Annotated in this window: 12 protein-coding genes, 1 pseudogene and 1 riboswitch; of the genes and pseudogenes, 4 read left to right on the top strand and 9 right to left on the bottom strand. The window is 72.4% G+C overall.

Going from position 1 to position 14063, the window contains the following annotated elements; all coding sequences use genetic code 11:
- Window positions 1-200: 200 nt before the first annotated feature.
- The 3 genes from EFK10_RS29570 to EFK10_RS29560 form a co-directional block, all read right to left on the bottom strand.
- Window positions 201-803 (bottom strand): 2'-5' RNA ligase family protein, encoded by a 603-nt coding sequence (locus tag EFK10_RS29570; RefSeq protein ID WP_127358717.1) that lies wholly within the window; start codon window positions 801-803, stop codon window positions 201-203.
- Window positions 804-977: 174 nt separating this feature from the next.
- Entirely contained in the window at window positions 978-1991 is a 1014-nt protein-coding gene (gene trpS / locus EFK10_RS29565; protein ID WP_127358716.1) for a tryptophan--tRNA ligase, read from the bottom strand.
- A gap of 56 nt (window positions 1992-2047) precedes the next feature.
- Window positions 2048-3523 carry a glycine hydroxymethyltransferase gene (locus tag EFK10_RS29560; RefSeq protein WP_127358715.1) on the bottom strand — a complete coding sequence of 492 codons (1476 nt, stop codon included), beginning with the start codon at window positions 3521-3523 and terminating at the stop codon, window positions 2048-2050.
- Between the two features lie 19 nt (window positions 3524-3542).
- Window positions 3543-3628, bottom strand: a riboswitch (ZMP/ZTP riboswitch).
- A gap of 114 nt (window positions 3629-3742) precedes the next feature.
- Between EFK10_RS29560 and rocD the strand changes: the two genes are divergently transcribed.
- Both rocD and EFK10_RS29550 read left to right on the top strand, forming a co-directional pair.
- Complete coding sequence (gene rocD, locus EFK10_RS29555; protein ID WP_127358714.1) at window positions 3743-4957, top strand: ornithine--oxo-acid transaminase; 1215 nt, start codon at window positions 3743-3745, stop codon at window positions 4955-4957.
- A gap of 64 nt (window positions 4958-5021) precedes the next feature.
- Window positions 5022-5843, top strand: coding sequence for a hypothetical protein (locus EFK10_RS29550; protein WP_127358732.1), 822 nt, complete (start codon window positions 5022-5024; stop codon window positions 5841-5843).
- Between the two features lie 380 nt (window positions 5844-6223).
- Here EFK10_RS29550 and EFK10_RS29545 read toward each other — a convergent pair whose 3' ends face one another.
- The gene (locus EFK10_RS29545; RefSeq protein WP_127358713.1) at window positions 6224-6679 is read right to left on the bottom strand and encodes a carboxymuconolactone decarboxylase family protein; all 456 of its coding nucleotides are present in this window, start codon (window positions 6677-6679) and stop codon (window positions 6224-6226) included.
- A 49-nt stretch (window positions 6680-6728) separates the two neighbouring features.
- Here EFK10_RS29545 and pdxR point away from each other — a divergent pair, with 49 nt between their 5' ends.
- A complete protein-coding gene (gene pdxR, locus EFK10_RS29540; RefSeq protein WP_127358712.1) occupies window positions 6729-8144 on the top strand; it encodes a MocR-like pyridoxine biosynthesis transcription factor PdxR in 1416 nt (471 codons plus the stop codon).
- 10 nt (window positions 8145-8154) lie between these two features.
- On the opposite strand, the gene EFK10_RS29535 is transcribed toward pdxR, so the two are convergent.
- From EFK10_RS29535 to EFK10_RS29515, 5 genes are all read right to left on the bottom strand, one after another.
- Window positions 8155-9021 (bottom strand): hypothetical protein, encoded by an 867-nt coding sequence (locus EFK10_RS29535; RefSeq protein ID WP_127358711.1) that lies wholly within the window; start codon window positions 9019-9021, stop codon window positions 8155-8157.
- Window positions 9018-9554, bottom strand: a complete 537-nt coding sequence (locus tag EFK10_RS29530) for a hypothetical protein (RefSeq protein WP_127358710.1) — start codon at window positions 9552-9554, stop codon at window positions 9018-9020. The genes EFK10_RS29535 and EFK10_RS29530 overlap by 4 nt, the downstream gene beginning before the upstream one ends.
- Window positions 9551-11272: a hypothetical protein gene (locus EFK10_RS29525; protein WP_240677546.1), complete on the bottom strand. Its 1722-nt coding sequence runs from the start codon at window positions 11270-11272 to the stop codon at window positions 9551-9553. The genes EFK10_RS29530 and EFK10_RS29525 overlap by 4 nt, the downstream gene beginning before the upstream one ends.
- Window positions 11273-11428: 156 nt before the next feature.
- Entirely contained in the window at window positions 11429-12418 is a 990-nt protein-coding gene (locus tag EFK10_RS29520; protein WP_127358709.1) for a malate dehydrogenase, read from the bottom strand.
- 350 nt (window positions 12419-12768) lie between these two features.
- Window positions 12769-13659 (bottom strand): XRE family transcriptional regulator, encoded by an 891-nt coding sequence (locus EFK10_RS29515; RefSeq protein ID WP_127358708.1) that lies wholly within the window; start codon window positions 13657-13659, stop codon window positions 12769-12771.
- 96 nt (window positions 13660-13755) lie between these two features.
- Here EFK10_RS29515 and EFK10_RS29510 point away from each other — a divergent pair.
- Window positions 13756-14063, top strand: a pseudogene (locus EFK10_RS29510) (hypothetical protein); the annotation flags it as partial.

Below are 14063 nucleotides of genomic sequence, written 5' to 3'. Positions count from 1 at the left end.
GGGGAGGATGTCCTCGATGGGGGTCCCCCCTGCTCGAGCGAAGCCGAGAGCTTGGGGGTGGGGGTACCTCCCGGCCGAAGGCTGGGGGAGAGCTACTAGGACATTTCGGCAACGCCGGAAGCGTGCGTGCCTGGGGGCACCTCCCAGCCGCCAGGCTGGGGGAGGCGTGGCCGCCCGATCAGAGGTCACCCGACAGGCTCTCAGCCGGGTGGCGCCCCCGCCGCGTCCATGGCGGCCGCGCCGTGCTGCTGCGGCACGACCGTGCGCGGCCCGGCGGCGGGCCCGGCCGAGCCGAAGGGGTACTCGCACACCTTGCGCCACACGCCGGCGTCGTCCTGCTCGTAAAGGGCGAAGCCGTTCGCGCTCCAGGCGGCGCTGAAGTCGGCGAGCTCAAGCTGCGCCCGGTCCATCGCCTCCTCGGAGACGCAGTGGGCGACGGTGACGTGCGGGTGGTACGGGAACTGCAGCTCGCGCCGGAGCGGCCCGTAGCGGACCCGCTCCTGGAGCTCGTTGCACTCGCGTACGCCGTCTGCCAGCCCCACGTACACGACCGGCGACAGCGGCCGGAAGGTGGCGGTGCCCTCGAGGCGCATCCGGAAAGCACGGCCCGCGGCGGCGACGGCCGCCAGGTGCTCGCGGACAACCTGCATCCGTTCGGACGCAACCTCGGTGGGGGGCAGCAGCGTCACATGGGTGGGGATGCAATGCGCCAGCGGATCCCCGAAGCCGGCGCGCCGCTGCTGGAGCAGGCTGCCGTAGGGCTCCGGGACCGCAATCGATACGCCGATTGTGCGGTATCCCACGCGTTCACCCCTTCCCTAGGTCGTCGCGAATACCCGCTGCAAGTGTGACTCTCGCACCGGCGAAAGGACGAGCGTCGTACGTCACACCCGCACGGGACGTAAATTCTGTCCGGTCCCCGTTCGGCTCGGCTCAGCCCGGCTGAGTGCTCGGCTCAGCCCGGCTGAGTGCTCGGGTCAGTGCTTGGCGGGCAGGAAGCCGACCGCGTCATATGCCTTGGCCAGTGTCTCGGCTGCCACCGCGCGGGCCTTTTCCGCGCCCTTGGCCAGAACCGAGTCCAGCGTCTCCGGGTCGCCCAGGTATTCCTGGGTGCGCTCGCGGAAGGGTGTGACCCAATCCACGTACACCTCCGCAAGGTCGCTCTTCAGCGCACCGTAGCCCTTGCCCTCGTACTTCTGCTCCAGTTCCGGGATTCCGGTACCGGTGAGGGTGGCGTAGATCGTGAGGAGGTTGCTGACGCCGGGCTTGTTCTTCTCGTCGAAGCGGATCACGGTCTCGGTGTCGGTGACCGCGCTCCTGATCTTCTTCGCGGAGACCTTCGGATCGTCGAGGAGGTTGATCAGGCCCTTGGGCGAGGGCGCGGACTTGCTCATCTTGGCGGTCGGGTCCTGCAGGTCGTAGATCTTCGCCGTCTCCTTGACGATGTACGGAGCCGGCACGGGGAAGGTCTCGCGGAAGCGGGTGTTGAAGCGCTCGGCGAGGTCGCGGGTCAGCTCGATGTGCTGGCGCTGGTCCTCGCCGACGGGCACGACGTTCGCCTGGTAGAGCAGGATGTCAGCGACCATGAGGATCGGGTACGTGAACAGGCCGACCGTCGACCGGTCCGCGCCCTGCTTCGACGACTTGTCCTTGAACTGCGTCATCCGGGACGCCTCGCCGAAGCCGGTGATGCAGTTCAACACCCAGCCGAGCTGGGCGTGCTCGGGGACGTGGCTCTGCACGAACAGCGTGCAGCGCTCCGGGTCGAGCCCGGCCGCGAGTAGCTGGGCGGCGGCGAGCCGGGTGCTGGCGCGCAGCTCGGCGGGGTCCTGCGGGACGGTGATCGCGTGCAGGTCCACGACCATGTAGAACGCGTCGTGGGTCTCCTGGAGCGCCACCCACTGTCGGACCGCACCCAGGTAGTTCCCCAGGTGGAACGAACCTGCGGTGGGCTGGATGCCGGAGAGCACACGGGGTCGATCGAAGGTCATGGCATTCATTCTCTCAGGTCCCGGGTCCTGCTCCGGCATCCACCGCGTACGGTGCGTCAGCTCAGGTCGATCTCCGGGTAGAGCGGGAAGCCGGCCAGCAGGTCGGCGGCGCGCTTGGCGACCTGCTCGGCGACGGCGGCGTCCAGGGTGTGCTGGGCCTTGGAGGACTTGCCGCTGGCGGCCGTGGCGGGCTCGGCGTTCTGCAGGACGGTGTCGATCAGCCCGGCGATCTCGTCCATCTCCGTCACGCCGAGGCCGCGCGTGGTGAGCGCGGGCGTGCCGAGGCGGATGCCGGAGGTGTACCAGGCGCCGTTGGGGTCATGGGGGACGGAGTTGCGGTTGGTGACGATCCCGGAGTCCAGCAGTGCCGTCTCGGCCTGCCGGCCGGTGAGGCCGTACGACTGGACGTCGGCAAGCACGAGGTGGTTGTCGGTGCCGCCGGTGACCAGCGTGGTGCCACGGCGCAGCAGGCCCTCGGCGAGGGCGGCGGCGTTGTCGACGATCCGCTGGGCGTAGTCCTGGAAGTCCGGCTGCCGCGCCTCGGCCAGCGCCACGGCCTTGGCGGCCATGACGTGCGGGAGCGGGCCGCCCAGCACCATCGGGCAGCCCCGGTCGACGTGCTCGGCCAGCTCCTCCTGGCACAGCACGAGGCCGCCCCGGGGGCCGCGCAGCGACTTGTGGGTGGTGCTGGTGACGATCTGGGCGTGCGGTACAGGGTCGAAGTCGCCGGTGAGCACCTTGCCGGCGACCAGACCCGCGAAGTGCGCCATGTCGACCATGAGGGTCGCGCCGACCTCGTCGGCGATCTCGCGCATGATGCGGAAGTTGACCAGGCGCGGGTAGGCGGAGTAGCCGGCCACGATGATGAGCGGCCGGAACTCGCGGGCGGTCTCGCGCAGCGCGTCGTAGTCCAGCAGCCCGGTCACCGGGTCCGTGCCGTAGCTGCGCTGGTCGAACATCTTGCCCGAGATGTTGGGCCGGAAGCCGTGGGTGAGGTGCCCGCCCGCGTCCAGCGACATGCCCAGCATCCGCTGGTTGTTGAACTCGGCACGCAGCGTGGCCCAGTCCTGCTCGGTCAGGTCATTGACCTGCCGCACCTCGGAACGCTTGAGCGCGGGGCTCTCGACACGCTGGGACAGCACGGCCCAGAAGGCGACCAGGTTGGCGTCGATGCCCGAGTGCGGCTGAACGTAGGCGTGCTCGGCGCCGAAGAGGGCGCGGGCGTGCTCGGCGGCGAGCGCTTCGACGGTGTCGACATTGCGGCAGCCGGCGTAGAAGCGGCGGCCGATCGTGCCCTCGGCGTACTTGTCGCTGAACCAGTTGCCCATCGCAAGCAGGGTCGCCGGGGACGCGTAGTTCTCGCTGGCGATCAGCTTGAGCGAGGAGCGCTGGTCCTCGAGCTCCTGGCCGATGGCGTCCGCGACACGCGGCTCGACGCCACGGATGACGTCCAGAGCGTTGCGATAGGCGACGGTCTCCCGGGTGGGCGTCGTCGCCCTCGGGTCGTTGGGGTCGTTCAGGTTCGCGGGCATGGGACCTCCTCGACAGCAGCGGGACGGCCCAGGCGCACGGCTCTGTGTACTGAGCCGCTCCCCGATGGTTGTCCCCATCCCAGCGCGCCAGTCACGGCTCGGGGGAAGTTTACCAAGCGGGTTTCACCGGAGGGGTTCGGCACATTCCGGGTGAGCGACGATAGAAATGACTCCTTGCGTACCGCGAACGGAGAAATCGACGTGACCGAGGTGCCCCACGTGACGAATGGTTCCGGCGCGCACATCGCCGCGGCCGAGGCTCACAGCGCGCACAACTACCACCCCCTCCCGGTCGTCGTCGCCTCCGCCGAGGGTGCGTGGATGACCGACGTCGAGGGCCGCCGCTACCTGGACATGCTCGCCGGATATTCGGCGCTCAACTTCGGCCACCGCAACCAGCGGCTGATCACCGCGGCCAAGGCCCAGCTGGACCGCGTCACGCTCACCTCGCGCGCCTTCCACCACGACCGCTTCGCGGAATTCTGTACGGAGCTGGCCACGCTCTGCGGCATGGAGATGGTCCTCCCCATGAACACCGGCGCGGAGGCGGTCGAGACCGCCGTCAAAACGGCCCGTAAGTGGGGCTACCGGGTCAAGGGCGTGCCCGACGGCCAGGCGAAGATCGTCGTCGCCGCCGACAACTTCCACGGCCGCACCACCACCATCATCAGCTTCTCGACGGACCCCGAGGCCCGCGCCGACTTCGGTCCCTACACCCCCGGCTTCGAGGTCGTCCCCTACGGCGACCTCACCGCGCTGGAGGCGGCGGTCGACGACCGTACGGTGGCCGTACTGCTCGAGCCCATCCAGGGCGAGGCCGGCGTCCTCGTGCCTCCGCTCGGGTACCTGGCGGGCGTACGGGCGCTCACGGCCGCGCGCGGCACGCTCTTCATCGCCGACGAGATCCAGTCCGGCCTCGGGCGCACCGGGCGCACCTTCGCGTGCGAGCACGAGGGCGTCGTGCCGGACATGTACGTGCTGGGCAAGGCCCTGGGCGGCGGTGTCGTGCCGGTCTCGGCCGTTGTCTCCTCGGCCGATGTCCTGGGGGTTTACCGGCCCGGCGAGCACGGCTCCACGTTCGGCGGGAACCCGCTGGCGTGCGCAGTCGCGCTCGAGGTCATCGCGATGCTCCGCACCGGCGAGTACCAGCAACGCGCCACCGAGCTCGGCGACCACCTCCACCACGAGCTGGGCCTGCTTGCCGCGACCGGCGCCGTCACTGCGGTACGGGGCCGGGGCCTCTGGGCCGGCGTCGACATCGCCCCGGAGCGCGGCACCGGCCGGGAGATCTCCGAGCACCTCATGGACCGCCGCGTCCTCGTCAAGGACACCCACGGCGCGACCATCCGGCTCGCCCCGCCGCTCGTCATCTCCAAGGAAGACCTCGACTGGGGGCTCGGCCAACTGCGGGCGGTGCTTGACGCGACGTGCTGATCGGAATGGACCGATTTCTTGGCGCCCCTCTCGCTCGGGTTAGGTTCGCCGCGTGCTGATCGGGATGGTGTGCGCCCTCGGGGCGGCGGTCTGCTTCGGCGTGGCGTCGGTGCTGCAGGCGGTCGCCTCGCGGGCGGCGGAGGCCGGGAGCGGCTCGGGGGTCGACGCGCGGCTGCTGGTGCGGGCGCTGGGGCAGTGGCGTTACGTGGCCGGGCTCGGCCTCGATGCCGTGGGCTTCGTGCTGGAGATCATCGCGCTGCGGCGGCTTCCGATCTACGCGGTGGGGGCGGCCCTCGCGGCGAGCCTGGCCGTCACCGCGGTGACCGCGTCGCGGCTGCTCCGGGTGCGGCTGTCGGGGGCCGAGTGGGGCGCGGTGGCGGCGGTCTGCGGCGGCCTGGCGATGCTGGGGCTCGCCTCGGGGGCGGAGGGCAAGGGGTCCGGGGACACCGCGCTGCGTGTGGGTGTGCTCTGCGCGGCGGTCGCCGTGCTGGCGGTCGGCGGGGCGGCCGGGCGGCTCCCGGGGCGGGCGCGGGCCGCCGCGCTGGGGCTGGGCGCGGGGTTCGGCTTCGGCGTGGTCGAGGTCGCCGTCCGGCTCATCGATGACCTCGCCCCCAGCGCGGTGCTGGCCAACCCGGCGACGTACGCCCTGCTCATCGGCGGCGGCGCGGCCTTCCTGCTGCTGACCTCCGCACTGCATCGGGGGTCGGTGACCGCCGCCACCGCCGGCATGGTCATCGGCGAGACGATCGGCCCCGCCCTCGTCGGCATCGCCGCCCTCGGCGACCGCACCCGCGACGGCCTCGCCCCCCTCGCCGCCGCCGGCTTCGCCTTCGCCCTCCTCGGCGCCCTCGCCCTCGCCCGCTTCGGCGAGCCGCCCCCCGCGTAGTGGCGGTGGTTCTCCCCCGCCCCCCTTTGTGCCGCCCCCGCAGCGCTTCCGCAGGGTTCGGGGCACCGCCACGCCCCCGCTGGGAGCCGCTACGGCTTCGTCGGCGGCCTCGGCTGGGGGCCGGGGGCCGGGGTTCCCGATTCCTCCCCCCAGAACGCTCTCCCACAACCCGGAAGGCGGGGCGCAGCCCTAGCGCGGTGGCTCTCCCCCACCCACACCGTCTTTCCGCCGCCCCCGCAGCGCTACGGCTGGGTTCGGGGCACCGCCACGCCCCCGCTGGGAGCCGCGACGGCTTCGTCGGCGGCCTCGGGCTGGGGGCCGGGGTTCCCGATTCCTCCCCCCAGAACGCTCTCCCACAACCCGGAAGGCGGGGCGCAGCCCTAGCGCAGGGCCGGGGTCAGGCGGGTGGAGACGCCGATGCGGTTCCAGGCGTTGATGGTGATGCACATGGCGAGGAGGCGGGGGAGTTCGTCGGCGCCGAAGAGGCGGGCGGCTTCGGCGTAGGTGGGGTCGGGGACGCCGTGGTCGCCGAGGAGGGTGACGGCTTCGGCGAGGTCGAGGGCGGCGCGTTCGCGGTCGGTGAAGAAGGGGGCTTCGCGCCAGACGGCGACGGCGTAGAGCTTCTGCTCGGAGAGGCCGAGCTTGCGGGCGTCGGCGCTGTGCATGTCGAGGCAGTAGGCGCAGCCGTTGAGCTGGGAGGAGCGGATCTTGACGAGTTCGGCGACTGCGGGGTCGAGGCCGGCGGAGGCGGCGTCGTCGAGAGCGATCATGGCCTTGTAGAAGTCGGGGGCGGCCTTGGAGAGGCTGATGCGGGTGGGGCTGGTGGATGTCGTCATGCGTCCAAGCTAGGCCCGTAAAGGCCCTGGGCCGTGGTCCAATTGGGGCGTGAACGACTGGGCCAATTCAGGGGTCGACCTCCATCTGGAGCTGACGGCGGGCGGCGGGACGCGGGTCGCTGTGGAGGGCGCGCTGCGGGAGGCCGTACGGGATGGGCGGCTGGCGGCGGGGACGCGGTTGCCGGCGACGCGGGTGCTGGCGGCGGACTTGGGGGTGGCGCGGAACACGGTGGCGGACGCCTATGCGCAGCTGGTCGCGGAGGGGTGGCTGACGGCGCGGCAGGGCTCGGGGACGAGAGTCGCGGCGGGAGCGGGGGCGGCGGCGCAGCGCGCAGCGGCGGCGGTTCCGGAGCGGGCGGGGGGTGAGCGGTACGCGTACGACCTGCGGCCGGGGTCGCCGGACTTGTCGGCGTTTCCGCGTGCTGCGTGGGCGGCGGCGGCCCGCAGGGCGCTCGCGGCGGCGCCGAACGAGGCGTTCGGTTACCAGGACCCGCGCGGGCGGCCGGAATTGCGGGGGGCGCTGGCGGAGTACCTGGCGCGGGTGCGCGGGGTGCGGACGGAACCGGCGCTGATGGTGGTGTGCACGGGGTTCGTGCAGGCCGCCGGGCTGCTGGGCCGGGCCCTGCGGGCAGAGCACGGAGCGCGGCGGATCGCCGTGGAGGCCCTGGGGTATCCGGATACGCGGACCATCCTGCGGTTGGCGGGGCTGGAGACCGTATCCCTGCCGGTGGACGGGGACGGGGCGCGGGTCGAGGGTCTGAGGGAGGCCCGGGCGGACGCGGTGCTGCTGACGCCGGCGCATCAGTTCCCGGCGGGGGTGCCGCTGTCGCCGACGCGGCGGACGGCGGCCGTGGCCTGGGCCCGGGCAGGCGGGGGCGTGGTGATCGAGGACGACTACGACGGGGAGTTCCGGTACGACCGGCAGCCGGTGGGCGCCCTGCAAGGGCTCGCCCCGGAGCACGTCGTGTACGCCGGGACCGCGAGCAAGAGCCTCGCGCCCGGATTGCGGCTGGCCTGGCTGGCGCTGCCGCCGGCCCTGCTGGACGCGGTGGTCGCGCAGAAGCGGCTGGCGGATCATGTCTCGCCGGTCATCGACCAGTTGACGCTGGCCGAGCTGATCGCCTCGGGCGCGTACGACCGCCATGTGCGGCGGATGCGGCTGCACTACCGGCGCCGCCGCGACCGCCTCACCGCCGCCCTGGCCGAACGGGCGCCGGGCGTACGCGTGTCGGGCATCGCCGCCGGACTGCACGCCGTGCTCGAACTGCCGCCCGGCGCCCCGCCGGTGGCGTACCTGGTGTCACGGGCGGCCCAGCGCGGCCTCGCCCTGCAGGGGCTCGACGCGCTGGGCGGCGAGGAGGGCGCCGCCGGCCAGGCGCTCGTCGTCGGCTACGGCACCCCGCCCGAGCACGCCTTCGCGGGTGCGCTGGAAGCGCTGTGCGGGCTGCTGTCCGCGATCCGCTGATCAGCCCCTGTCAGTCCTGGCCCGAGCAGGGGTCGACGCCGTCGCAGAAGGAGCCGATGACGTTGGCGAAGACCGCCTGCGTGTCGGTCCACTCGTCGCTCGGGCCGGCGACCAGGACGTAGAAGATGGTGCTGCCGTCGCTGCTGAGGAAGGCGTGGTCGATCGCGCTGCGGGGCCCGGACTTTGTGTTGGTGTAGGAGTATTCGAGCTCTGCCGGCGCCGAGGCGTCCGTGTTGGCGTCCGTGCCCGTCACCTGGAAGCTGATCTGCTGGTAGTCGGCGCGCTTGGAGAGGTCCGCGGACTCGACCGCCTGGAGCGCTTCGTACGGGGTCCTGCCGTTGGCGGCGTCGCTCCCGATCTGGATCAGATGCTTCTTCTTGTTGTCGGGGGTGTAGTAGATCTGGTCGCCGGCGACGACCCGCTTCCAGCCGACCGGCACATACAGCGAGAAGCCCTTGTCGTCGGTGACGGCCTGGTAGCCGTCCGGGAGCGTCGGGTACGCCGATTCGGTCGGGTTCTGGCTCCCGCTCTCGTACGGGGACGAGGAAGCGGTGTACGTGTACGTGTCCGGGGGCTCGGCGTAGCCGGACGCGCTGGACGAGCCGCCCGCCAGCGGCTGCTGCGGCTTCGGGTCGTCCTTGGCCAGCCACAGGCCGCCCGCGACCAGCACGCCGACGGCGGCCACCGCCAGCGCCGCCAGCAGCGGGGGCGACAGCCGCCGCCCCGGAGGCACGACCGGCTCGGGGTAGGGACCGGGACCGTACGGGCCGTAGGGGCTTGGCGGCGCAGGTGGCACGGGCGGAGGGACGGGTCCGGGGGACGGGGAGGCGTCCGGGCTCGCCCAGCGCTGGCGGTCCGCGTCCCAGCGGGCGGTCATGACAGCAGCCCCCGGATCGCCACCGCGACGGCCACCGCCGACTGGAGCCCGGCGAGGGCCGTGTTGCCGGTGGTCAGCCGCTCGCGCAGCCGCTCCAGCCTGGTCGGCTCGGCGCGTCCGGTGCGGGTGATCTCGTCCTCGACCCCGGCGAGTTCGCCGTCGACCTCGTCGATCTCGGGACCGGGGGTCAGCAGCCCGAGGTGCTGGCGCAGCAGCGTCACGGCGGCCAGCAGCTCCTCGTGGCGGCCGTCCGCGCGCTGAGCGTCGTACACCGCCTTGCTGCCGTGGCCGGCCGCGATCGCGCCGCCCGTGACATGGCCGCCGACCACGGCCCCGCCGCCTGGCACGGCCGACGGCGGCGCGACGGGCGCGGGCAGGTCGGCGACCGGGGCGGCGCCGGTGCTCTTGCTGCTGTCGGTCGCGCGGGATTCCCGGCCGGTCGCGATGGCGCCGCCGGTGACCGAGCCGCCGACGAAGAGCCCTCCGCCACCCGCCTGGTCCTCGTCGTTCTCGTGATCATTCTGCTGCGTCATGCGCTGCTGCTTCCCCCCGCGTTGGCCTGCGCGGCCGCGCCGCTGGCGATCGCGCCGCCGCTCATCGATCCGCCGATGAAGACGCCGCCGCCCGCCACGTTGACGACCTGCTGCTCGAACTCGCCGGTCTCGTAACCCTGCGAACGCAGCGCCTCGCGCACGCCGTTGACGATGCGGTCCTGGACCGTCTTCACGTACCGGCTGATGTCCATCTCCTGGAACAGCCACACGCCCGGCACACTGCCGAGTTCCCGCACCGATGCCGCCGGGGCGTCCGGCAGGGCGTGGCGCGGGTCGGACAGCCACAGCCGGAAGGTGCCGGCGATCGTCCGCCCGGCCGAGAAGGCGGACGCGACGCTCGCGGTGGGACTGGTGAACAGCGCCCGTACGGCTTCGCGCAGCGCCCCGCCGCCGCTCTGGGCGGCAATGGCGTCGCCACGCTTGTACTCGGCGCGGATCGGGCTCAGGACGTGCGGAACGACCTCCAGGACGAGCATTCCGCCCTGCGTGTGCACCCGGACCAGGATGGTGGTGACGACCTGCTCGTCCCACGCCCCGACCCGGATCCGCAGGAAGAGGCGGCGGGCCTCGGCACCCTCGTCGACCGACCCCTCGATGTGCCGGGCGACCTCGTCGGGAGCGTACGAGATCTGGCCGCGCGGGGGCCCTGCGGGCAGGAAGACGCACTCCTCCAGCTCCAGATCCTTCAGCCGGTCCCGGCTGGTGGCGGCGGACGCGTCCCGCAGCCGCTCCAGCTGCGGCCTGATCAGGTCCAGCACCTGGCGGCTGGTGAGCCGGTCGGACCTGCCCTCGGGCTTCTTGCGCTTCAGCTCCAGGGCGAAGGACCACGGCTCGTACGTCTCGCCCGCACCGATGAACGGCCGGAAGGGGTCGTAGATCATCAACGCCGAGTGCTGCTCCCGGTCGATCGCCGCACCGATCCGCTGATAGCGCTCGCCGGCCGGAAGCGGCGCACGCGGCAGCCGTTCGAAGGACTCGGGGCTCAGCTCATGACGGAAGACGGCGGCGATGCGATAGCGGTGCCATGCGATCACACCCGCGATCAGCAGCGGGAAGAGCAGCCCCTCGGGCGCGTCTCCCTGGCTGACCGCGACGATCGCGGCAATCCAGTACACGACGGCGGAGAACCAGCCCCAGAAGATGAAGTAGCGGGCCACCCAGCTGCGCCACCGGGGAATCCCGGCCCGGCTCGACTTGTCGCGCTCCACCACGTACGTCGCCGTGCCGCGGCCGCCGATGACCCGGGCGAGGAAGAGCTGCAGGCAGATCCACGCGTACGCGAGCGCCCAGGGCGCCTGCCCGGCGAAACCCGTCCAGTCCAGGGACGAGGACGGCGCCCCCGTGTACCGGTCGTACGAGGTCGAGCTCAGCGACGCGTCCGAGGCGGCGAAGTTCATCCAGAAGAACCCGATCCACACCGCGAACAGCAGCGCCGCCGTCTGCCACTCCTGGGTCCTGGCCCGCAGCGCGTGCGCCAGCACCGGGACGGCATCCACCCCCAGGGAGGGCGCAACCGGGCGCTCCTCGTGCTCCACCAGTTCCTCTATGACCCGGCTCCGGAAGCCCGAGTCGAGGTACACCCCGGCACAGAGCAGCCGGGTCGCCTCGCTGTGCGCGGGATGCCGCGCCGGCGACACGGCAGGCGGCGTGGCGCGCTGCGCGGGCAGCGGTGGCGGTGACGGTGGAGTTGCGGCCACCGTCGGTACGTACTCTGCGTTGCCCTGTTCCACTCGTCCCCCGAATGTGAACTGCCGTTGCGTGGGTCACATTGTAGGGAACGCAACGACCCGCCGACGCAACCTTTTTGAAGGTGCGTTGACGGGCCGTCAGGGTGTTACGGGTCGGATCTGGCGTCAGATCAGGCCGAGCTCGCGCACCGCTGCGCGCTCCTCTTCGAGCTCCTTGACGGAGGCGTCGATGCGGGCGCGGGAGAAGTCGTTGATGTCCAGGCCCTGGACGATCTCGAACTTGCCGTCCTTGGCGGTGACCGGGAAGGAGGAGATGAGGCCTTCCGGGACGCCGTAGGAGCCGTCGGAGACGACACCGGCGGAGGTCCAGTCGCCGTCGGCGGTGCCGTTGGTCCAGGTGAAGACGTGGTCGATGGCGGCGTTGGCGGCCGACGCGGCCGAGGACGCGCCACGGGCCGCGATGATCGCGGCGCCGCGCTTGGCGACGGTCGGGATGAAGTCCTCGGCGAGCCACTTCTCGTCGTTGACGACCTCGGCGGCGTTCTTGCCGGCGACCTCGGCATGGAAGATATCGGGGTACTGGGTGGCGGAGTGGTTGCCCCAGATGGTCAGGCGGCGGATCTCGCTCACCGGCACGCCGGTCTTCTTCGCCAGCTGCGAGATCGCGCGGTTGTGGTCCAGGCGGGTCATCGCGGTGAAGCGGTCGGCCGGGACGTCGGGCGCGGAGTGCTGCGCGATCAGCGCGTTGGTGTTGGCCGGGTTGCCGACGACCAGGACGCGGATGTCGTCCGCGGCGTTGTCATTGATGGCCTTGCCCTGCGGGCCGAAGATACCGCCATTGGCGGAGAGCAGGTCGCCGCGCTCCATACCGGCGGTGCGCGGGCGGGCGCCCACGAGGAGGGCTACGTTCGCGCCGTCGAAGGCCACGTTCGGGTCGTCGCTGATGTCGATGCCCTGGAGGAGCGGGAACGCACAGTCGTCGAGCTCCATGGCGGTGCCCTCGGCGGCCTTGAGCGCCGGCGTGATCTCCAGCAGGCGCAGCTTCACCGGCACGTCCGCGCCGAGCAGCTGGCCGGAAGCGATACGGAAGAGCAGCGCGTAGCCGATCTGGCCTGCCGCTCCGGTGACGGTGACGTTGACGGGGGTGCGAGTCATTGCCTTCTCCTGGCCTTCTCCTGCTGGAACCCTGGCCGCCCCGGCAGCGTCCCTCTGCCCCGGGAACGTGGATCTCTCGGCATCAAGAGACCCAGGCCAGGCTATACCCGCCCGCCGCACCCCCGCTCCCCTACCCATGTGTGGCCCCGGCCACCCTCGCTTCGCGCCGGGCGCTTTCCCGCCGGGTTGTGGGAGAACGTTCCGCCGGGGGTCCCCTGCACGAAGTCTGGGGAGGAACGGGCTGGCGCAACCCGGCCACAGGCCCGCAGGCGCCGACGCAACCCAAGCCAGGCACCGTCGTGGTGCGCGCCGTCGCCGGGTGCGGGCGGGTTGGGGGTCGGGGGTGGGGGTCAGGCGCCGCGCGCCGTGCAGCCGTGGGCACCCGTGGTGAGCGTGGCGCAAGCCCGGGCCGCGGAGGGCGCGGAGACGGCGAGCATGGGGGTGTAGGCGGCGGCGGAGTCGCCGATGCGGGTGCGTTGGGTGGCGCCGGCGGCGGTGACGGAGATGGTGTCGCCGGGGCCTGCGGCGGAGATGCGGGCCCAGACGGCGCCGCAGGTGTGGCTGTAGCGCATTTCGACGTAGGAGCCGCCGACCCAGGTGGCGGCGGCGGTGCGGGCGTGCTTGCCGCCGCAGCCCATGGCCTCGGGGTCCTTGCCGGTGCAGGGGTCGCCGGCGCATTTGACGCCGGCTGGGAGGCTCTGGGCCGAGACGGAGGACGAAAGGGACGGTGAGGGCGTGGCGGCAGCCCGCTCGGGGGCGGAGGGGCTGCGGAGCAGGAACGTCGCGCCGAGGACGGCGAGCACGACGACGGCGACCCCGGTGAGGAAGAGCAGCGCCCGCCGGCGCCCCGGGCGCCGCCCCCTACGCGGCGGCTCGCCCCCGCCGACATCCGGCGGGGGCCCGAACTCCCCCAGGGCGGCCCGCGCTTCGGCCACCAGATGCGCCTGGATCGTCGTGTCGTGCCGGGCCTCCGCACGGCTCCAGGCGCGCTCCGCCAGTTCCCAGAGCGTCGTGAGGTGGGTGGGCTCGGTGTCGGTCACCTGGGCGAGAGCGACGACGGCGTACTTGGGCGGCAGGAGCCTGCCGTTGAGATAGCGCTCCCACGAACTCCGGCTGTAGCCGGTCGCCTCGGCGAGCTGCGTGATGCTCACCCCGCTGCGCTCGATCCGGCGCCGCAGCAGGGCCGTGAACTCCCTGATCTGCGGGTCCAGATCATCCCCCAGCGCCCGCCAACGGGCCATTGCCACCCTCCTGTCCCCCAGTGCCGAGAATGGTGCCTTTCCGACCTACCCAAGGGGATGCGAGGAACACGCGATACGGTTCCGCGTCACCCGCCGATGCAGACGTTGATGATGATCACGCCCAGGCACAGGCCGCCGCTCGACGTCGCCGACGCCGACGGCGAGGCCGAAGCAGAGGCCGTCGGCCCCGTGGTGGGGGTCGCCGACCGGGTCGCGGGCGGCGCCGTGGTCGCCGTACCGCCGCCGCCCGGGGCGCGGGACGTGGGGGTGCCGGTGTCCGCGGACGTACCGTCAACAGGCCTGGCGGAGGCGGCGTCCGGCCCGGCGTCGAGCGGTGCGGTCGCCGGCGTACGGCCTCCGTCGCCACCCGGCGCGGTGCCCACCGGTAAAGCGCCGGGGTGCTG

Source organism: Streptomyces soli (assembly GCF_003999195.1).
GTDB lineage: Bacteria > Actinomycetota > Actinomycetes > Streptomycetales > Streptomycetaceae > Actinacidiphila > Actinacidiphila soli.
Note: the sequence above shows the minus strand (reverse complement) of the source record. Positions and strands in the feature narration are given on the sequence as shown.